This is a genomic window from Colwellia hornerae (genome assembly GCF_007954355.1).
GTDB lineage: Bacteria > Pseudomonadota > Gammaproteobacteria > Enterobacterales > Alteromonadaceae > Colwellia_A > Colwellia_A hornerae.
Map to the genome: position 1 here is coordinate 20,098 of NZ_VOLR01000009.1, position 19,075 is coordinate 39,172.

17 protein-coding genes and 1 pseudogene are annotated in these 19,075 nt (G+C 35.8%); 2 read left to right on the plus strand and 16 right to left on the minus strand.

What is annotated here, in order from left to right:
- Positions 1-35: 35 nt before the first annotated feature.
- From ESZ26_RS07850 to ESZ26_RS07890, 9 genes are all read right to left on the minus strand, one after another.
- Complete coding sequence (locus ESZ26_RS07850; protein WP_146799197.1) at positions 36-812, minus strand: DUF1365 domain-containing protein; 777 nt, start codon at positions 810-812, stop codon at positions 36-38.
- 2 nt (positions 813-814) lie between these two features.
- Positions 815-2,086 (minus strand): NAD(P)/FAD-dependent oxidoreductase, encoded by a 1,272-nt coding sequence (locus ESZ26_RS07855; protein ID WP_146799198.1) that lies wholly within the window; start codon positions 2,084-2,086, stop codon positions 815-817.
- Between the two features lie 4 nt (positions 2,087-2,090).
- A complete protein-coding gene (locus ESZ26_RS07860; protein WP_146799199.1) occupies positions 2,091-2,807 on the minus strand; it encodes an SDR family NAD(P)-dependent oxidoreductase in 717 nt (238 codons plus the stop codon).
- Positions 2,807-3,268 carry a nuclear transport factor 2 family protein gene (locus ESZ26_RS07865; protein WP_146799200.1) on the minus strand — a complete coding sequence of 154 codons (462 nt, stop codon included), beginning with the start codon at positions 3,266-3,268 and terminating at the stop codon, positions 2,807-2,809. The genes ESZ26_RS07860 and ESZ26_RS07865 overlap by 1 nt, the downstream gene beginning before the upstream one ends.
- Positions 3,269-3,340: 72 nt before the next feature.
- Complete coding sequence (phrB, locus tag ESZ26_RS07870; protein ID WP_146799201.1) at positions 3,341-4,720, minus strand: deoxyribodipyrimidine photo-lyase; 1,380 nt, start codon at positions 4,718-4,720, stop codon at positions 3,341-3,343.
- Positions 4,721-4,867: 147 nt separating this feature from the next.
- Complete coding sequence (locus ESZ26_RS07875) at positions 4,868-5,827, minus strand: YbgA family protein (protein ID WP_146799202.1); 960 nt, start codon at positions 5,825-5,827, stop codon at positions 4,868-4,870.
- A 33-nt stretch (positions 5,828-5,860) separates the two neighbouring features.
- Positions 5,861-6,547: a ChrR family anti-sigma-E factor gene (locus ESZ26_RS07880; protein WP_146799203.1), complete on the minus strand. Its 687-nt coding sequence runs from the start codon at positions 6,545-6,547 to the stop codon at positions 5,861-5,863.
- Entirely contained in the window at positions 6,540-7,109 is a 570-nt protein-coding gene (locus ESZ26_RS07885; protein ID WP_317615683.1) for a sigma-70 family RNA polymerase sigma factor, read from the minus strand. Before ESZ26_RS07885 ends, ESZ26_RS07880 begins: the two co-directional genes overlap by 8 nt.
- A 135-nt stretch (positions 7,110-7,244) precedes the next feature.
- A complete protein-coding gene (locus ESZ26_RS07890; protein ID WP_146799204.1) occupies positions 7,245-7,814 on the minus strand; it encodes an LON peptidase substrate-binding domain-containing protein in 570 nt (189 codons plus the stop codon).
- A 661-nt stretch (positions 7,815-8,475) separates the two neighbouring features.
- On the opposite strand from ESZ26_RS07890, the gene ESZ26_RS07895 reads away from it, so the two are divergent.
- Positions 8,476-9,372: a TIGR01777 family oxidoreductase gene (locus ESZ26_RS07895; RefSeq protein WP_146799205.1), complete on the plus strand. Its 897-nt coding sequence runs from the start codon at positions 8,476-8,478 to the stop codon at positions 9,370-9,372.
- A 1-nt stretch (position 9,373) separates the two neighbouring features.
- Here the strand turns inward: ESZ26_RS07895 and ESZ26_RS07900 are convergent, their stop codons facing one another.
- The 5 genes and pseudogenes from ESZ26_RS07900 to ESZ26_RS07930 all read right to left on the minus strand — a co-directional run bounded on the left by ESZ26_RS07900 (position 9,374) and on the right by ESZ26_RS07930 (position 12,641).
- Positions 9,374-9,931 carry a DUF3833 domain-containing protein gene (locus ESZ26_RS07900; protein ID WP_190278394.1) on the minus strand — a complete coding sequence of 186 codons (558 nt, stop codon included), beginning with the start codon at positions 9,929-9,931 and terminating at the stop codon, positions 9,374-9,376.
- Positions 9,924-10,484: a chalcone isomerase family protein gene (locus ESZ26_RS07905; RefSeq protein ID WP_146799207.1), complete on the minus strand. Its 561-nt coding sequence runs from the start codon at positions 10,482-10,484 to the stop codon at positions 9,924-9,926. Before ESZ26_RS07905 ends, ESZ26_RS07900 begins: the two co-directional genes overlap by 8 nt.
- On the minus strand, positions 10,477-10,971 hold the full coding sequence (locus tag ESZ26_RS07910) for a DUF2878 domain-containing protein (RefSeq protein ID WP_146799208.1): 495 nt from the start codon (positions 10,969-10,971) through the stop codon (positions 10,477-10,479). Before ESZ26_RS07910 ends, ESZ26_RS07905 begins: the two co-directional genes overlap by 8 nt.
- 435 nt (positions 10,972-11,406) lie before the next feature.
- Positions 11,407-11,529, minus strand: a pseudogene (locus tag ESZ26_RS19630) (phenazine biosynthesis protein PhzF); the annotation flags it as partial.
- A gap of 314 nt (positions 11,530-11,843) precedes the next feature.
- A complete protein-coding gene (locus ESZ26_RS07930) occupies positions 11,844-12,641 on the minus strand; it encodes a PhzF family phenazine biosynthesis protein (RefSeq protein WP_146799209.1) in 798 nt (265 codons plus the stop codon).
- Positions 12,642-13,058: 417 nt separating this feature from the next.
- On the opposite strand from ESZ26_RS07930, the gene ESZ26_RS07935 reads away from it, so the two are divergent.
- Positions 13,059-15,878 carry a diguanylate cyclase domain-containing protein gene (locus ESZ26_RS07935; RefSeq protein WP_146799210.1) on the plus strand — a complete coding sequence of 940 codons (2,820 nt, stop codon included), beginning with the start codon at positions 13,059-13,061 and terminating at the stop codon, positions 15,876-15,878.
- Between the two features lie 267 nt (positions 15,879-16,145).
- Here the strand turns inward: ESZ26_RS07935 and ESZ26_RS07940 are convergent, their stop codons facing one another.
- Together ESZ26_RS07940 and ESZ26_RS07945 are read right to left on the minus strand one after the other, a co-directional pair.
- On the minus strand, positions 16,146-17,522 hold the full coding sequence (locus ESZ26_RS07940) for a M16 family metallopeptidase (RefSeq protein WP_146799211.1): 1,377 nt from the start codon (positions 17,520-17,522) through the stop codon (positions 16,146-16,148).
- Positions 17,523-18,857, minus strand: coding sequence for a M16 family metallopeptidase (locus ESZ26_RS07945; protein WP_146799212.1), 1,335 nt, complete (start codon positions 18,855-18,857; stop codon positions 17,523-17,525).
- Positions 18,858-19,075: the final 218 nt, after the last annotated feature.

Genomic DNA, 19,075 nt, shown 5'->3' on the forward strand with positions numbered 1-19,075 from the left:
TTGGTACTCCTTAATCTTATTTTACAATCTATATATTAATTTGATTTTTGATAGCCAATAAAGGGTATCCGTTTAACTAACAACCTTAGTGCTTGCCAGTAAATACCCCAAACCACTTTAACTGTCATCACCGGAAGTTGACACCAGATAGCCAATAAACTCTTTTTAGTAAATGGCTTTTTATTCATCACTAGGCTGACATCGAATATTTTATGTACTTCGCCGGAGGCTTCATTAACTGTTTTGTTCTCAATTTTCACCCGTAACTTATCGTGTTCATATGACGGAGGCTTTACATGCCAGAAATATGTCATTGCCATATCCATAAAAGGTGAAACCTGAAATACTTTTTTACTGGTGTTAACTGTTTTTTTATTAAGTAAATTAACTAAATAAAAATGCCTTTCATTCCAAGGGGTATTACTGACCTCTGCTAACATTTGGGTACATTGGTTATTTTCGTTATAACAAAAGTAAAAGTTAGCTGGACTGAAATATATGCCAAAACATCTGACTTGTACTAACATAACAATTTTAGCTATGTCATCGTGACCAGCTAATGTCGATACTTTTTCTTTTATACGCTCCTTGAGCGGATACGGTTCACCTTTTACATAATCTTTTTCAACAAACCTTAAAGGATGAAACCAGGAAAAACCAAAAATGCCCATATTGTTACTATTATCTGCTATCTCATCAACGTCAATCGCGAGCATATATAAAGAGTAATCAAAACTGTGAGCTTTAGGACTAAAGCGACGGTGAATTATATTACCTTGATAAATATTACTATTGTTGAATAATGCAGACATTTTTAACCTTTAACAGTCGATGCTATATAACATTCGAATTTATTCGCCACTTCAACAGCACTTCTTACACCATCTTCATGAAAGCCGTTATGCCAATAGGCACCGGCAAAGTGGGTATGGTTTACTCCACAAATAAGAGGTCTTCTTTTTTGTGCGGTAATTGAGTCTGCTGAAAAAATGGGGTGGTGATAGGTAAATTCTCTCAATATTAATTTCGGATCAATATCTTCTTTTTGATTTAAGGTCACACAAAATGTATGCGGGCTTTTTATCCCCTGCAAAATATTCATATTATAAGTGACACTTGCTGCCTTAGAGCGGTCTTGGCTCAGCTGGTAATTCCAACTTGCCCAAGCTTTTTCACGATCGGGTAAGAGTGTTTTATCGGTATGTAGTATTACCGAGTTAGCACTATAAGGCATAGCAGATAGAATACTATTTTCACTATCAGTTGCATCATTTAATAAGGCAAGAGCTTCATCTGAGTGACAGGCAATAACAACCTCATCAAAAGTTTGACTGGCTTGTTCGTTAAAGTGCAAATGCACTTTGTCGTTGTTGCGCGTTATGCCTGAAATATCAGCATTAAGGTTTATACTATCTTTAAAGGGCTCACATAATGGCGTTAAGTAGCTCCTAGAACCTTTAGGAATAACATACCATTGAGGCCTGTCTGCAATATTAAGTAAGCCATGGTTATGAAAAAACTGTACGAAAAACTTAAATTCAACATCTTCCATTTGCGCTAAAGAACTTGACCAAATAGCAGCAGCCATAGGTAAAATATAATGTTCAGCAAAAAATGCACTGAAATTATTTTCTGTTAAAAACCTACCTAATGTTAAGCCATCGCGATAATCGCTCTGTTTATAAATGTTCTTACACAGTTTATTGAAGCGTAATATTTCTTTAACTAAAAACCAAAATTTTGGTTTAAATATGTTTCGGCGTTGTGCAAATAAAGTATCTAAATTATGACCATTATATTCCAAGCCTGTTTGACAGTTATGGACAGAAAAACTCATTTCAGTGGCTTGTTTACCTATACCAATTTCTGATAATAAGGCCAAATAATTCGGATAGGTTTTATTATTAAAAACAATAAAACCAGTATCGATGGCAAATTTTTCAGCTGCTAACTCAATATCTACAGTGGCGGTATGGCCACCAACTCTGTCATTCTTTTCAAAGACAGTGACCTTGTGCTTTTTTGATAATAAATAGGCAGCGGTTAAACCAGAGATGCCAGAACCTATAACAGCAATGTGCTTCATGATTTTATTTCCTTAAAATAAGTGATTGCCAAAGGGCTGCAGGTAAAAAAGAGAAGAGTTTTAATGTTAGAGTAAGTCTCTTTGGAAAGTGCAAATACTTAGATCGGCGATTAACACCGGTAAAAATACGCGTAGCAGCTTCTTCACTTGAAAGTAAAAATGGCATATCAAAAGTGTTTTTCTCTGTTAAAGGTGTCTTAATAAAACCTGGGTGTACTAATGTTACGCCAATATCTTCAGCCACTAAATCAAGACGTAAACTATTGGCTAAATAATCCATACCTGCCTTTGATGCGCCATAAGCTTCACTCCTTGGAAAAGGAACAATTGTCGCACTAGAACTGACAAATACCACCTGTCCACCTTTATTGATAAGAGGCAAGAAAAACTCTAAAAGAGCACCTAATGATGAGAGGTTGGTGGCAATGATATCGTTAAATAGTTTACCATCAAAATGCTTAGCATCATCGATGTAACGGCAGTCACCTGCATTTAAAATTAGAATATCAATGTCTTTAATATCGACAGAAGCCGACTCTATTTGTGCAGGCTTGGTCATATCAAATACCAAGGTTTTAAAAGCCTTGCTACACAATTTATCTAATTTACTTTTATCACGTCCACATGCAATGACATTGTCACCCTGCGCTACATACTTTTCATATAGAGCATGACCAATACCTGAAGTGGCTCCTGTTATTAACACAGTACGAGTGACCATTACTTCGCCGCCTTTTGCTTAATTAATTTAATTAACTTACCTAAAACAGGTAATTGTTCATAAAGCATTGCGCCAAGGTCTAAATAATCTCGGTGATAAATGATTTTATCTTCATAACCTTTAATATGAGAATGCCCTATTACAGTAATAAGTTTACCTTTATTCAACTTGGGGTGTTGGTAGGACATCGTCCAATAGATAGCGGCTTGGTCTTTATCTGTAATAACATTATTAATAACAAAATCACATGTGGTGAGGTTTTCATAGAGATTTTTAAAATACTCAAATAAATTATTAAAGCCTTTCAGCTGATGAATAGGGTCGATAAAAACTACATCACCATGGTAAATCGTCGATAAAAGATCTAAATTATCAGTAGAAAGTGTTTGATAAACTTTCACAAAGTTATCTAACCAAAGCGGTGAAGGGGTTGAACTATCCTGTGGGGCATTATTTTGCATTGCTGTTACCATAATGGTATTAGCTAATCATTAGGCTGTTTGATTAGCTAAAATTATAAGTAAGCCCGTTAATTAAACCTTATAAAAAGCGAGAGCTTTTAATCTAGCTTCTTTATGGTCGACAACGGGTGGCCAATAAATATTTTTTTTGTTTTTTTCAATAAACAAATGTGGAAAGTGAATGTTTTTATCTGGAACACCTGCCAACTCTGGTAAATACTTACGAATGAAAAGGCCTTTTGGATCAAAACGTTCACTCTGCCTTATAGGGTTAAAAATTCTAAAGTACGGCTGAGCATCACAGCCTGTACTTGCTGCCCATTGCCAGCCACCATTATTAGAGGCTAAATCGCCATCAATTAGCTGGTTCATAAAATACTTTTCACCTAAGCGCCAATCAATCAATAGATGCTTAGTCAAGAAACTCGCGACAACCATGCGAAGTCTGTTGTGCATCCAGCCTGTTTGATTAAGTTGTCTCATCGCAGCATCTACCAGCGGATAACCAGTTTTCCCCTGACACCAAGCATCGAACAAAGCTTGATCATAATGCCAATGAACAGCTTGATACTTCTCATTAAAGCATTGATGTTTAGAAAGTCGTTGTTCATGAAACATTAAATTTCTATAGAATTCACGCCAAATAATTTCATTTAACCATGAAAATTCTTCACTGTCTGAAGCGATTAATATGTCTGGGTAAGCGTTAATTAACGTTATTAAAACATACCTTGGACTAATGACACCTGCAGCTAGATAAGGTGACAGACCAGAGGTACCTTTTATGGACGGTATGTCTCTTTGACTATGATAATCAGAGACTTTTTCAGCGAAGAATGCCGGGAGAACATGCTTTTCTATTTCATCAACTAATGGCCAGCCAGACGATATACTTGCTGATGTTTTAGTTTCTGTTGTGGCGTTTTTAGCCGTATTTGTTGCTATTTTACCTAAATAATCAAAACCATGTTGTTTAACATAGGTTAACCAGGCACGTTTAAAGGGTGTAAAAACCTTATACATCTGGTGAGATAAATTAAGAACTTTTCCTTTGGGTACAATAACATCTGCTTCAAATAGCTTTAGGTTTATGCCCAGTGCCAGAATAGCTTTATCGCGTTTTTGTTCATTAAATTCAACTTCACTGTTTGCAATAATCTCATCAATACTTTCCTTTTCACAACGTGCCTGTAAATAAGAAATTTGATCTTCGAAGGTAGCAGCGTCAACTAGTTCTAGCTCAATACCAAGCGATGAAAGTTCATCGCGAAGTGCTACAGCATGTCGTTTTATAAAATCAATTTTAATGGCAGACCAATCATGTTGTTGCCACTGTTGCTCAGAGATAAAAAAAACAGCTTTAAGAGGGGCATTATCATAATTGTTTTTTAAAAAAAATTGTAATGCCGGATTATCATGACTTCTAAGATCATTGCGAAACCAAAGTAACAAGTTGTATTCCTTTATGATTAACGGAAAGTAATTATAGCCATCATATTAATTATAGGAGTATTTATACTTGGAAAAAAACCAACGACAGAGTGACTTATATTTGGCCGTTTCCCTAGTGTATAGACTATCTAATTAAATAAATGGATATTAGTATGAGTATCTTAACCTTAGTTCATCAGGATAAGGTGCTAAGTAAGATTGGTTCGTTAAATAATCTTTAGGGTATTGTAATAGGTAATGCTTTATTAAGGTTAATGGAACAACTAAGGGTACAAGTCCTTCACGGTAAGCATCAATTTGGTCACAAAGCTCTTGTCGCTCATTCGCTTTTAGATGCTGTGAAAAATATCCTTGAATATGAGCAAGTGTATTCGCATGCTTTTTGCGAGTCGCTTTTATTTTAAGTGCAGTCATTAGCCCTAAAATATATTCGTCGGCCATTTGAGCAAGGGGCATATCGGCTCTTGCTAGCAATCTGCCTAAATCTTTATAAGCGATTAAATCATGACTCATTACCGTGTACTTATACTGGCTGTGAAATGTTGTTAATTTGTGTTTTGTTAACCCTGTAGCTATAAGCTTTTGCCAATGCTTGTAGGCAAAAACACGAGCGACAAAGTTTTCACGAAGTACCATGTCGTTTAAACGACCATTTTCTTCACAAGGTAGCAGTGGGTTGGCTTCCATGATAACTTTCGCGAAAGCGCCGATACCATTTGATGGTAACGCGTGACCTTCTGGATTGTAAACCTTAACCCTTTCCATACCGCAGCTTGGGCTTTTTGCACAAAAAATGTAACCACTCAAATCTTTGGTAGCTTTAGCGACTTTTTGACCGTATAGCTGTAGTGCTTCGGTGACATCACCACTACCATCAGGGCGAGATACATGAATAACGTCGTCCTTTTTTATTTGGCGAATGGTTGGTCTTGGAATAGGTAAACCTATAGCTACTTCAGGACAAAAAGATTTGTACGTTACGTGATTACTGAATTCTTTTATACAAAAAGTCGAAGGCTTGTTACTGGCATCAAAGCGAACTTTTTCTCCAAGCAAGCAGGCACTAATGCCGATAAGTAAATCTTCTTTGTCAACAGAATGAATCATATTTTTCCCTAAAATATTAGAACATATGCTTACTTAATAGATAAAAGAACCTATTGGATTAAGCAATTTATTAATGCCCTGTGTAAAGTGCATAGCGTCATTAGCTACAGTATAACAAAGACAACCACTGCTTGAAATTGGATTATGCAGATGTTCACCATCAAGCATAATAAAATCACCCTTTACATATTCGCCCTTTTCATCATGAAAAGAACCTTCCAATAATAGTGTTAACTCAAAACCTTTATGGGTATGAAGTGGAACAGAGCCACTTGGCTCCATATGCAATAAATTAGTATGAATTTCATTTTCATTAAGTTGTATACGTTTTCTGGCTAATTTACCTATATGTGCTGTTTTCCCCAACATCATATTGTTTAATACTGTGGGTAATTGGTAAGATTTTTCTCTGAAATTGATTGTTTTTGTTTCGACAGCTTGCATAACATCAATTGCATCAGAGTCTGTTATGGCGTTAATCATATCATCAAAATTTATCGCTGAAATACCCTCAGCCACTAAATCGCCACCTCTGTGAGTAAGGTTTGTGGCTGACTCATCAAAATTCAATTCTGCAACTTGATCCGTTAACAACGAGATTTTATGTTGGCAAGTTGGGCACATACCCGCATGAATCGAAATACCAGCAGATAAAGACGCTGGCAAATCACCATTAACAAATGACTGTATTAACTCAAATTTCGGGTGATGTTTAATCATGATTTTCTCCTAACTGAACTTTGAGTTTGGCTAAAGCTAAACGCAAACGAGATTTTATAGTACCTAGAGGTAGATTTAGATGGTTAGCGAGTTGTTCTTGTGACATTTCCATAAAATAGAAACCTTTAACAACTTGCTGTTGAGCTTCAGGTAATTTTTCAATTACCGATAATAACTCCTTGTTTTCAAGGTGATCATCAAAGGATTCGTCTTCACTCACTTGGCTTTCTGCCAGTGGCCAAATATCATCACTAAGGTTATCTTCCTTATTGCCTTTGATCTTTCGTAACATATCAAAGGTAACATTTCGCATAACGGTATAGACCCAAGTTGTAGCAGCTCCTTTGTCTTTGTCAAATAAGTGAGCTTTGCGCCAAACATTACTCATGGTCTCTTGCACCACTTCGCTAGCTTGTGCTTCGTTAGGGAATTTACCCCGGGCAATTCGTTGAATTTTAGGTGCAAAAAACTGAAACAAATCGGTGAATGCTTTTTTATCTCTTGTGCTTGCAACGTCGTTAAGCCACTGACAAAGCTGAGGATGATTAATTTTATCTGTCATGATACTAGATTTAACATTTGTCACTGTGCTTAGCAAGTTAGTTTGCATCACTTCTATCACCGTTTTTTATTATATATAAATTTTTATACGAATAAAAAACTGATAAAGATCACTAGTCTGTAAATATAATTATATTTATTTATCTATAACAGATTGCACCAATTCTTTTGCTGCTTGAAAGTCATGTTCGATAACAAATGTGGCCTTGATGTCTAAGTCTATTGGTAATAGCTCTAACCATCTTGCGATAACCCAGCTTGGACGAGTAATTTCTTTTTGCTGATATAATTCATCCAAATTCGGATTGTTCGCAAAGACGTCTGCTAGAGACTCTGACAATTGAGTAAGTGAAGTGTTAACTTTAGTTTGTGACCAATGCGGTATCGGCTTTACATCACCAAAATATAATTTATCGCTATCAACTTCTATAGCATTTATTTCTACTAATGCTTTACATTTGACATCAATCTCTAAAACACCATCTTCTCCTTGATCAAAATTAATAATTTCGACCCAACTACCCCACGATGATTTTGATATAGCACTATCGCCGTTCTTCGCCCATATAACGAAGCCACCATTTTTAGAAGCAATACCAATCATTTTCAAGTAGCGCGGTTCAAATATTCTTAATTTGGTTACTCCCTCTGGTAGGAGGAATATAGGTAAAGGAAAAACGGGTAAATTGATGCTAGTTATTTTCATATATTTATTACTTCTATTATCTTGTTAATGTATACGTAAATTGACACAAAATGATCACAATTATATAAAAAAAACCCCCTTGGGCGGGGGCATAAAAATATGCATATAAATAGGCTATGCATTAAAGGGTAAAACTATGTCTTAGTCACAGAAACTATGTCGATAGAGATTAACTGATATCGTCATGTTTAGTTGTACGTTGATAATGGAGTAATCGATCACACAAAGATAAATAACAAGCAAAAAAAAGCCCCCTGGGCGGAGGCATAAAAATATGCATGTAAATAGGTTATGCATTAAAGGTAAAACTATGTTTTAGTCAGAGAGACTATGTCGATAGAGATTAACTTTACCGCCATGTACAGTCTTACGTTGATAGTCGTGCAATCGATCACATAAAGATAATATTTATTGAGGGAGCGTAATTGCTTGATTCATTAAAATATAAATCTTGTCGATATGTATGATTAAATCAAATATTCATAGTGCGAAATGACCTTTCAATTTTGCTTCATAAATATCAAGTAAATACCAACAGATGTACTTAAAATAATACAAGGTAGGTTTTAATGCTTTGACAAATAATATATAAATTTATCAATGATCCGCTAGTATTAATACTACGTATTAAATTAGTCATTCTAATCCTTGAGATGTACCTATGAATTATCTTATTACCGGCGGAACTGGCCTCATTGGCCAAGCATTGATTAAATCTATAAAGGCGGAAAATAATACGATTACTGTGTTGACTCGAAATATAAAATCAGCAACCTCAGTAATAGATAAAGAGGTCCGATTTATTGATGAACTCTTACTTTCCGATATAGAATATACTGATATTGTAATTAATTTAGCGGGCGAGCCTATTGCAGAAAAGCGATGGTCACAAGAGCAAAAAATTAAAATTTGTCAAAGTAGATGGGATATTACTGAAAAAATAGCTCAGTTAATTTCTATCGCAAAAAAGCCACCATTTTTGTTTATATCTGGCAGTGCAATTGGTATCTATGGCCGACAAAACAGTCAAGCCATTGATGAAACTTTTAAATATTTTCATCAAGAATTTACCCATGAAGTCTGTGCAAAATGGGAAGAAAAAGCGTTAGTTGCCAGTACAGCAAATACGAGAGTTGCTCTATTACGTACCGGTATAGTATTAGATAAGAATTCTGGTGCCTTAGCTAAAATGTTATTACCGTTCAAATTAGGTGTTGGCGGGAAAATCAGTAACGGCGACCAAGTTATGTCTTGGGTACATATTGACGATATGGTTTCTGCAATATTACATATAATTGCTAATGACGACTTGTCAGGACCAATAAACATGACATCTCCTAACGCGGTAACCAATGAAGTATTTTCAAAAGCTTTATCAAAATCACTTCATCGCCCTAGTCTTTTTACTACACCTGCACCACTACTTAGACTTATCTTTGGTGAAATGGCAGAACTGTTATTGTTTGGACAAAATGTTGTGCCACAAAAATTATTAAATAGCGGTTTCACTTTTAAACATAATAAAATTGAAGCCGCTTTAACTGATTTACTGCAATAGTTTAATTAGCCTGACAACTTTGGTTTATTGTTTCCTTATCAAAAAACAATGTTATCTCAGCAACTTGAACACCAAATTTAGACATGGCGGTTTTATTGATGACCTTATACTCATCTAACTGATACATCCAATCATCCATTGCAACTTCCATTATATCGCCATCAAGGTTTAACGATAATGTATATTGAAACTGGAAAGCAAAACCTTGATGCTTGCCGATAGCTTCACCAATGACATCTTCTGCACCGCCAATATAGCTCCCGTCAGGTAGTTTTGTTAGTTGCCAATTTCGATAGCTTATCTCACCATCATCAAAGTAAAATTTCTCTGCGAGTACGCCTTGTTCTTCTTGCCAACTGCCCTCAATTTCAACACAAAAACGTCTTTTAACTTCGTTGGTATAATCTTGAACTATTCCCCAAGCAATAACCTTACCGTCAAAATAAGATTTTATATCAAATGGTTTAGCTACTGGTTTATATTCCTCTAGCTCGACCGAACAGCTAGAAATAAATAAGCTTGTGGTAATAAAAGCTAGACTTCTTATATATTTATTCATCTTTATTAATTCCTAATAATTCAAGCCTAAGCTTAGGCTCACTGGTGTTAGTTGATAACCATATGTCGAGAAAAAGTTGACTAAATTCTTGTTGATCAATTTTACCGATAATGTTGTTATTAAAATAAAAAGTACTTTTGTTATTAATGACATATAAAGACAAACTATCGCCCTCTTTAATATCAGGCCACATTTTTTCGAGCATAGGTAAATAGTGTTGAAAATTTATTCGTGGCACACCCAAATGCTGCCATTGCTCAACAGTTCGTTCAATTAAATCTTCACTTGAAATATCTGTCAGGTAGTTAATCTGATATAACAATTTTTCATTGGTTGACTTAAGGGGATATTTCCCAGAAGTTGTCAGCAATTTACTTTTATACAGATCCCAAAAAAGTACAGAAAAAGTCGTTTCTCCAACCGGGATATAGACTTGTTCTTTGAGAATATTATCTAATGTGTCAGGCTTAATATCATCAGTTGCTAGCACTTGGACGGTAATAAATTGTTGCAACATGATGATAACGATTAATCGAGCATAAAATTTAAACATGATTTACCTCTTGGATAATAATTTTTGACTTCAAATAAAAAAACAAAATAAACAATATCGCCCATACCAACGCTAAAATAGTATAAGTTGTAAGCATAGAGTAACCAAAATCAACAGCTGATAATTTATAACCGGCAATATAACTTAATGGTGAGACTAAACCTCCTACGACAAACTGCAGCACTTTTGAAGAAGCTAAAAATTGTAAGCTATGACAAATGGTCGCGGCAAAACTGGCCCATAACATCATCAGCCAAAAAGGAATATGAGTTGCTTCAGTGAAAATGAAAATATTAAGCTGCTGTAATAATGAATCAACACCAATACCAATGGCGCTGACCAATAAGATTAACAACATTTCTTTATAATTCTTAGATTGAAAAAACAAGTGGGCGAGCAACAGTATAAAGGCAAAGGGAATAAAATTATTACCCCAATAAACCAAGCCAAACCATGAAACATTAAAACCAATTAAATTAATTAACATATATTTATCAAATCAACATTTTTTTCTATATACGTATCAATAAGACAATAAGATCTATCTACCCGAGATATAGACTTTATCGCCTTCTATACGGCACATCAGTTTGCCTCCTCGCTTAGATGCTTAGATGCTTAGATGCTTGGTAAGCGATAAGGTCGAGCTTGTTTAACTTTTTGGCCCCTTATAAGAGAGTGTAAGTCTGCGGGTAGATTTAACACTAAACAGTAATTGTACCCGCTAAGTATTGCACCGCTTTACCCGAGATATAAACTTTATCGTCTTCTATACGGCACATCAGTTTTCCTCCTCGCTTAGACGCTTGGTAAGCGATAAGGTCGAGTTTGTTTAACTTTTTGGACCCTTATAAGAGAGTGTAAGTCTGCGGGTCGATTTACCACTGAACAATAGCGCTACACACTTTAACGTTATAAAACATTAAACAGTAATTGTACCCGCTAAGTATTGCACTGCCTTACCCGAGATATAGACTTTATCGCCTTCTATACGGCACATCAGTTTTCCTCCTCGCTTAGATGCTTGGTAAGCGATAAGATCAGTTTTGTTTAACTTTTTGGACCCTGATAAGAGAGTGTAAGGCTTTGGGTAGATTTACCACTGAACAATAGCGCTACACGCCCTCAATCGTATAAAACATTAAACAGTAATTGTACCCGCTAAGTATTGCACCGCTTTACCCGAGATATAGACTTTGTCGCCTTCTATACGGCACATCAGTTTTCCTCCTCGCTTAGATACTTGGTAAGCGATAAGATCGAGTTTTTTTAACTTTTTGGTCCCTTATAAGAGAGTGTAAGGCTAAGTGTAGATTTCCACTGAACAATAGCGTAACACGCCATTAATCTCATAAAACACTAAACAGTAATTGTACCCGCTAAGTATTGCACTGCCTTACCCGAGATATAGACTTTATCGCCTTCTATACGGCACATCAGTTTTCCTCCTCGCTTAGATACTTGGTAAGCGATAAGATCGAGTTTTTTTAACTTTTTGGACCAGTAAGGTGTAAGCCCAGTATGAATAGAGCCCGTTACTGGGTCTTCATCACCACCATTTGCCGGCCAAAAGTAACGAGAAACAAAATCATGCTCACTTGATGTTGAGGTTGATGTCACAACTACATCATAAGGAGCAAGCTGCTTTAATTCGTCACTATTGGCTATAACAGCGAGCACATCACCTTCATTTTCGTAAATAACAAAATACGCTTGGTCATTTAATAAAACGTCGATGGGATTAATGGACAAACCCTTTAATAGTGCTGCGGGAATTTTATCAACGACGGTAGGCTCTTTATTAGGAAAACACATCTGTATATAGCCATCAGTAGTTTGTGTCACTGACAGATCACCAACCGCCTTTGCAAAAAAATTTATTTCTTTAAGGTTTTTATCTTTAGCAAAAATAACGAATGATGCAGCTAATGTGGCATGTCCGCAAAAATCAATTTCTGTTATCGGTGAAAACCACCGTATTTCATACACTTGATTATTAATTTGTTTAATAAAGGCAGTTTCTGAAAGGTTATTTTCGATAGCAATAGACTGCATAAGTTCTGTAGTTAGCCAGTCTGTGGTGATAATAACCGCCGCGGGGTTGCCTTTAAAAGTCTCATCAGTGAATGCATCTATAACATTGATGTGTAATTCCATTAAAAATAATACTCCGGTGTAATAAATTATTAGACGTTGATTAAATCGTACAACAGATACGGTTATCAGTGCTTAATTGTTATTTAAACAATCTTTTTATTTCATAAGGATATAATAAATATAGCAAAAAATCAGCACTGTTTATTAGCTATATATCCTACTCAGTTAACTGCTAGCTCATTTATTTGAAAAAGCTGGCGTTTTCTTGAGTTGCACCAAGTAACTTACTTATGAGATCAGCATAGATTATGCCCTCTTACCATTTGGAATTTTTTTTGTACCAAAAAATAATCTTTTAAGCTATTGTTATAGTTGTTTGATTTTATGTAAGTATATTTACTTCTCATTTATATCATCTTGCGATGATAAATGGTGATGAACTTTCTAAGCTGGTCTAACACAAACTACGGTCATTAAATGAATAGTAATCCGCTTACGCCCTCTTTATTAATTGAAAATGTATCTAGACGAGGAGGACTACCTTCACATCAAATACATAGCCTATGTTATTCGCACCGGAAAATTTGGTTAAGTACTCCCAATGGATTAGCTGTATATGATGGTGAACACGTTGTAATTCTTAATCAACATAATGGTCTTCTAACTCACGGACAGCGCTCTGTGACTTCCAATGAAGAGACTATTTTAGCCTGTTCAGATTTAGGTGTTTCCGTTATAAACTCGGACTCCCTTCAAGTCATCGCGAGTCTTAATACGGTTGAATTAGGACTAGGTTGGTGCCAATGCGCGATATCAACGGGTAAAGATAACTATTTACTAGGATGTGGTAAAGGACTATATCAATGGCATAGCAAATCAGGGAAATTAAGCGTCGTAAACCTCGACATATTAGGGGAAGGCGTGCTCAGTATGGTTAAGGGTAAACAGGCAACTATTCTTGTGCAGATGTCCCAGTCAGGTATCTGGGTTTACCAAAATAAAATTATTAGACCGCTTATTAACCACAACACCCATATTTTACAATCGGTCAGCCATATTAGTTCGTCACCGCAAGGTTTTTTTATTGCTAATAACAAAAGCATTATTCACTTAGATTTTGACTTAAAGCTTAAAGAGCATATTGAACTACAAAATAAGAGCTCAATAATTGTGTGTATTTTGGTTAGAAATTCAAATCATATGATAATTGCCGACAAATATTGTGTCTATGAACTAATCAAGCACCATGATAATTGGCAAAAAGGAAAAACATTCTGTACTACCGCTCAAATTAACGACATTTGTTACGACTCATTCAACAATCTTTGGATCGGTACAGACTTTAGTGGACTGATTAAGTATTCTGCCCTCAATGATTATATAAAAACGTTTCGACCTGAAAAATCAACATCGGTATTAACACTGCGACGAGCGCATAATGGCCAAGATTTACTCATTGGTGGCACAGGTCATAGCTATTTGCTTTCACCTATCAATAAGTCAATACAAAATGAAATCATCAGTTTGAAAGGCTTAAGTTGCTGGGATATTTACCAAGATAAGCAGCTAACCTTTTTTGCCGCTTGTAATGAAGGTTTGGCGATAACCCAACTGGAAAACAATTCACTTGCACAACTTTTTACAGACAAAAGAGTAGGAGCTGGGCGCTGTATTCAAAAAATTGGAAAAAACTACCTATACGGTAGTGTTTACGGTCTATTCATATTCCATCTAGATCAAAAGAAGTTTCAACCTATCAACGATATATTAGGAAATACCTTAAGTTATATATATACGATAGTCCCTAAAGAGGGAAACAAATATTTTATTACTACGCTTGGACGAGGGCTGTGGGTCTATAATGGCGAAGATAATAAAATAATCCCAGTAGAGTTAGGAAGCCAACACCTTAATGTTTACGATATCAGCCAAAATAAACAAGGTGTATGCGTAATAGCAGCTGACAATAAAATTTTATTAATGACGGAATCAAAAGTCACTGAGGTTTTTAAATCTACCGATTCAGTTGCCGCTTGGACCTGTCGATGGCACAGCAATGACAAAATACTGATAGGGACTTCACAAGGACTGCAACTGTTTGATATTAACACTCGGCAAGTGAATTTTATTGTGAATAATATTCCAGAACAACAATTTTGGGAGTTTACTACCAGCCGCAGCCTTTTAAAGCTTGATAAAGATATTTACTGGTGTGGGCTCAACGAACGTCTAGTGGTTATCGATATCCCTAAATTAATCGATGCAGTGCAAGCTCCGTTACCTGAAATTAAATCAGTGTCAAGTAGTAGTCATTTTTTACTCGATAGTAATGTTATAACAATAGAGGAAGGCAATTGGAACCTTGATATCACCCTTTGCTCTTTTTGGTTATGGAAAGAAAAAAGCATTAATTATCATTATCGACTCGTTGGCTTGCACAATAATTGGCGAAGAACTAAACGCGAGCCATTAATGTACTCAAGCTTGCCTACCGGAGAGTATTTGCTGGAAGTCCAAGTTAAATGTGGGTTAACTCAAGCAAATCAAAAATACCAACTCATTATTATAAAAGTGATCAACAAAGGTTTTATTTTCAAATTATCTACATGGCTGAAAAAATTGATTGCAACAAATATTATAAAAATGACACAACGTAAAAATTTTTGGAAACTGAATGAAAGTAATATAGAACTTGAAAAGCTGGTCAACAATAGAACAACAGAATTATCAGTTGCCAATCAAAAATTACAAGAAATGAACCTATCTCTAGAGATATTATCAAATAAAGATCAATTAACGGGAATAAACAACCGCAGAGCTTTTCTAAATTTAGCCGATGATGAACTAAAGAGAGCAAGTAGGTATCAGTCACAATTTAGTATTCTAATGATAGATATAGATTATTTTAAGCAGTACAACGATAACTATGGCCACTTAGCTGGAGACTTATGTTTGGAAAAGGTTGCACAAAATCTTTTAAGCTGCCTGCACCGTAGTGGCGATATTCTAGCTAGATACGGCGGCAAAGAATTTATTATTGCACTACCAGAAGTCGATCAAAAACAAGCGGCAATTTTTGCTAATATTTGCATCAATTCAATTAATAATTTAGGGATAAGCCATCAAGATTCTGCGGTAGGATCAAATGTCACCATCAGCATAGGCGTAGCAAGTACCTTGGTAGAGACAATTAACAATCGCTCTGACCGTATAAGCTTTCTCACTAATCTTATTCGCCAGGCCGATACTAATTTATATTTAGCCAAGGAGCAAGGAAGAAACAGGTCAGTTTCATAACAACGTTAATTTATATTTTCATCAGTAAAACAATAAAGTATAGAAGTATACGCCGATTAGTTTACTTACAACTATTAAAAAAAACCGCCTTACTTGAAGGTACCCTTATCGTGTTATAAATCAGATTTTTGGCTTTATTGGATAACACCATAATTACTGTATTGTTGTGCTCATAAAGTAGTTTCAGCCGACAAAGCGCCCAGTATAATACTGGACGCTTTGTACTAGATAACAACGTCTTAAACTTTATTTGTTTTTATCATAAACCTAAAAACTAACCGTATTAATATCAACTTCTTTTACCTTACCGTATTTCTCTGCTTTTTTACGAATTTCATCAGCCTTACCGATAATGACTAACTGTAAGTTTTCTCTTGGGAAAACAGCTTTAACAATCTCATTTGCTTTGGTGACATTTAGTGCATCAACATTTCTTTGAAAATCGTTAATAAAACTATTATCAAGTTGTTGCACCCACATATTTGCCAATAAACCAGCCAGTTGACGGCTTGTTTCATATTTTGGAGGGAACTGCCCTTTTACATAAGCTTTAGCTGATTCTAAGGTGTCTTTATCAATACCCTGCTCCCATAACTTGTTATAGGTTTTTAACGCTAAATCGATAGCTTCAAAGGTTGTTTCATTTTTAGTGAAAGTAGATATAACGAACGTACCCGCGGTCGAGTAGCTATTGAATTGACTTCTCGCGCCATAAGTTAAACCGGAATTAACACGTAAGGCGTCATTTAACCACGAGGTAAATCTACCACCCAAGATGGTATTGATCACTTTTATGGCAACAGTATCGGGATGATTAGACGCTATCCCTTTACCCCCTATGATAAAAGTACTTTCATTAGCATCACTTTTATTGACAACCAAAACATTTGCTTCTACAGGAGCCTTAAAGCTCTTTAAATTAGGAACACTGACATTTTTAGATCCCCAGTCTGAAAATAAATCATTAATCTTATTTTCCATACTTTTACTATCAAAGTCACCAACAACAACAAGTGCACTATTATTTGCTGAGTAGAACGCGTGATAAAAAGCTTTTATTTGTTTAACAGAAAGCTTTTCAATAGTTGAAATATTCCCATCAACAGGGTTTCCTAATAAATGTTGTTGAAAATATAGTTGCTTAAAAGCTCCGCCGATAATTCGCCCAGGTTGCTCGCTACTTTGCTTTAAGCTCTCGAGGTAGCGTTTTTTCTCTTTAATAAATTCTTCATTATCAAAGGTTGGCGCTAATAAAATATCGCTAAATACTGGCAACAAGCCATCAATATCTTTACTGGCAATAGATAAGCTTAACGTAGATGACTCCATACCAACGCTGTTGCTAAAGTTAGCACCGTGAAAATCAAATAAATCTTCAATTTCTTTTTTTGATAATTTCTGGCTGCCAAAACCAAGCGCGGTGCCGGTAAAGTTCGCTAAGCCATAATTGTCACCGTCGTTAACTGCGCCAGCTTTTGTTACCACCCTAATATCGACTAGAGGGACTTCATGTTGTTCCATCAAGTAGACGGTTAAGCCATTTTTCAAGGTCAACTTTTGGTAATCAGGCAAGGTAAATTCAGCAACTACTGGATGACTTAATGTCAGGATAAAGCTGCAAATAAGTATAATGGAATGTTTCATCTATAAATCTCCTTCAGTGCTGTCTTGTTCAGCGGCTAAAATGCCAACCGTGCGGTTCGACTTTATTAAATAAGTACTCGCAACACGCTTAATGTCTTCAACTGACACTTTGTTCATCTCTGAAATGGCCGTAAACATTTGCGAATAATCATCGAAAAATAACGCATATGTCCCTAAAGTATTTGCTTTACCATTGATCGTGGAAAGCGTGCGATAAAAATCTACTTGCGCAATATTTTTGGTTTTAGTGAGCTCATGCTCAGTAACGCTATTAACAATAATATTATTAATTTCTGCCACCATCGCTTGCTCAAGCACACTCGCTGTTGCCGTGCTGGTAGCTGTTGCGAAAACATAGAATAGATTAGGATCAAAGGAATCCGGCATATAAGTGAAAACGCATGTGGCTATTTGTTTATCGTCAACCAGACTTCTAGACAAACGAGAACTTTGTCCACTACCCAAAATTGTAGCAAGCATTTTTAACGGATAATAATCTGCATGACGAGTTTCAGGTACGTGAAAAGCAAAGAGTACATTGGCAGAAGTTGCTGACTCTTTTTGCACATAAGTTCGGCGTTCACCGAGTTGCTTGGGCTCAACGGTATGTACTTCTCTTGGGCTTGATTGTGAACTGATCGGAGCAAAATATTTATTGGAGAGTTTTTTTACTTGCGCTAAGGTGACATCACCACTAATAACCACAACAGCATTATTCGGAGCGTAATAGGTTTTATGGTAGGCTTTAAGATCTTCAATCGACCAATTATCTATGTCTGACTGATGACCAATAACCCCCCAACTGTAGGGATGTGCTCGAAAAGCGACTCCTTTAACTTCTTCATGCAGCTTACTGAAGTTTGAGTTTTCTAACCGTGTTGACCTTTCAGAAGTAACTACGCCACGTTCACTCTCTACCATAGCTATATCAATAGCGAGGTTTTCAATACGATCGGCTTCTAAGCTGAAAATGGTTTCTATGGCACTTACCGGAAACCAATTAGTATAAGCAGTAATATTTTCCGACGTGTAAGCGTTATTAGCGCCGCCTGCCGCTTCCATTACACGGTCAAACTGTTTAGGTCCGTACTTTTTAGCGCCGTTAAACATCATGTGTTCAAAAAAATGTGAAAGGCCAGTTATACCAGGATATTCATTTCTAGAGCCTACTTTCCAGAATAAATACATATTGGCATTAGGTATAGAATGATCTTCTAATACAATAATGGTCATGCCATTATCTAAGGTAAAAGACTTAACATCTTCAAGCGTCGTTAAGGCACTTGCGGTCAAGGTTACCAAAGCACAACAAAGTGCTAGGATTAATTTTTTCATGTTATTTTCACTATAAACTTTAATTGTCGTTGATTGTATTGAGAAAAAATAAATGTGCAAGCAACAAAGACGCGATAAACGAGATTTGTTAATAAAATGTTGATTTGTTCGTAGGTGATGTTAGTTAGATATAATTTACCCATAAAATTAAGCAGCCAAAGTTTGACTGTAATACCTTAATTTTAAAAGGTTATTATTTAAGAAAGTAAAAAACCGCT

Bases quoted from the DNA above. Each gene is read 5' to 3' on its own strand.
- ESZ26_RS07850 (WP_146799197.1), bottom strand. From the start codon at position 812: ATGTCTGCATTATTCAACAATAGTAATATTTATCAAGGTAATATAATT.
- ESZ26_RS07855 (WP_146799198.1), bottom strand. From the start codon at position 2,086: ATGAAGCACATTGCTGTTATAGGTTCTGGCATCTCTGGTTTAACCGCT.
- ESZ26_RS07860 (WP_146799199.1), bottom strand. From the start codon at position 2,807: ATGGTCACTCGTACTGTGTTAATAACAGGAGCCACTTCAGGTATTGGT.
- ESZ26_RS07865 (WP_146799200.1), bottom strand. From the start codon at position 3,268: ATGCAAAATAATGCCCCACAGGATAGTTCAACCCCTTCACCGCTTTGG.
- ESZ26_RS07875 (WP_146799202.1), bottom strand. From the start codon at position 5,827: ATGATTCATTCTGTTGACAAAGAAGATTTACTTATCGGCATTAGTGCC.
- ESZ26_RS07880 (WP_146799203.1), bottom strand. From the start codon at position 6,547: ATGATTAAACATCACCCGAAATTTGAGTTAATACAGTCATTTGTTAAT.
- ESZ26_RS07885 (WP_317615683.1), bottom strand. From the start codon at position 7,109: ATGACAGATAAAATTAATCATCCTCAGCTTTGTCAGTGGCTTAACGAC.
- ESZ26_RS07890 (WP_146799204.1), bottom strand. From the start codon at position 7,814: ATGAAAATAACTAGCATCAATTTACCCGTTTTTCCTTTACCTATATTC.
- ESZ26_RS07895 (WP_146799205.1), top strand. From the start codon at position 8,476: ATGAATTATCTTATTACCGGCGGAACTGGCCTCATTGGCCAAGCATTG.
- ESZ26_RS07900 (WP_190278394.1), bottom strand. From the start codon at position 9,931: ATGAATAAATATATAAGAAGTCTAGCTTTTATTACCACAAGCTTATTT.
- ESZ26_RS07905 (WP_146799207.1), bottom strand. From the start codon at position 10,484: ATGTTTAAATTTTATGCTCGATTAATCGTTATCATCATGTTGCAACAA.
- ESZ26_RS07910 (WP_146799208.1), bottom strand. From the start codon at position 10,971: ATGTTAATTAATTTAATTGGTTTTAATGTTTCATGGTTTGGCTTGGTT.
- ESZ26_RS07930 (WP_146799209.1), bottom strand. From the start codon at position 12,641: ATGGAATTACACATCAATGTTATAGATGCATTCACTGATGAGACTTTT.
- ESZ26_RS07935 (WP_146799210.1), top strand. From the start codon at position 13,059: ATGAATAGTAATCCGCTTACGCCCTCTTTATTAATTGAAAATGTATCT.
- ESZ26_RS07940 (WP_146799211.1), bottom strand. From the start codon at position 17,522: ATGAAACATTCCATTATACTTATTTGCAGCTTTATCCTGACATTAAGT.
- ESZ26_RS07945 (WP_146799212.1), bottom strand. From the start codon at position 18,857: ATGAAAAAATTAATCCTAGCACTTTGTTGTGCTTTGGTAACCTTGACC.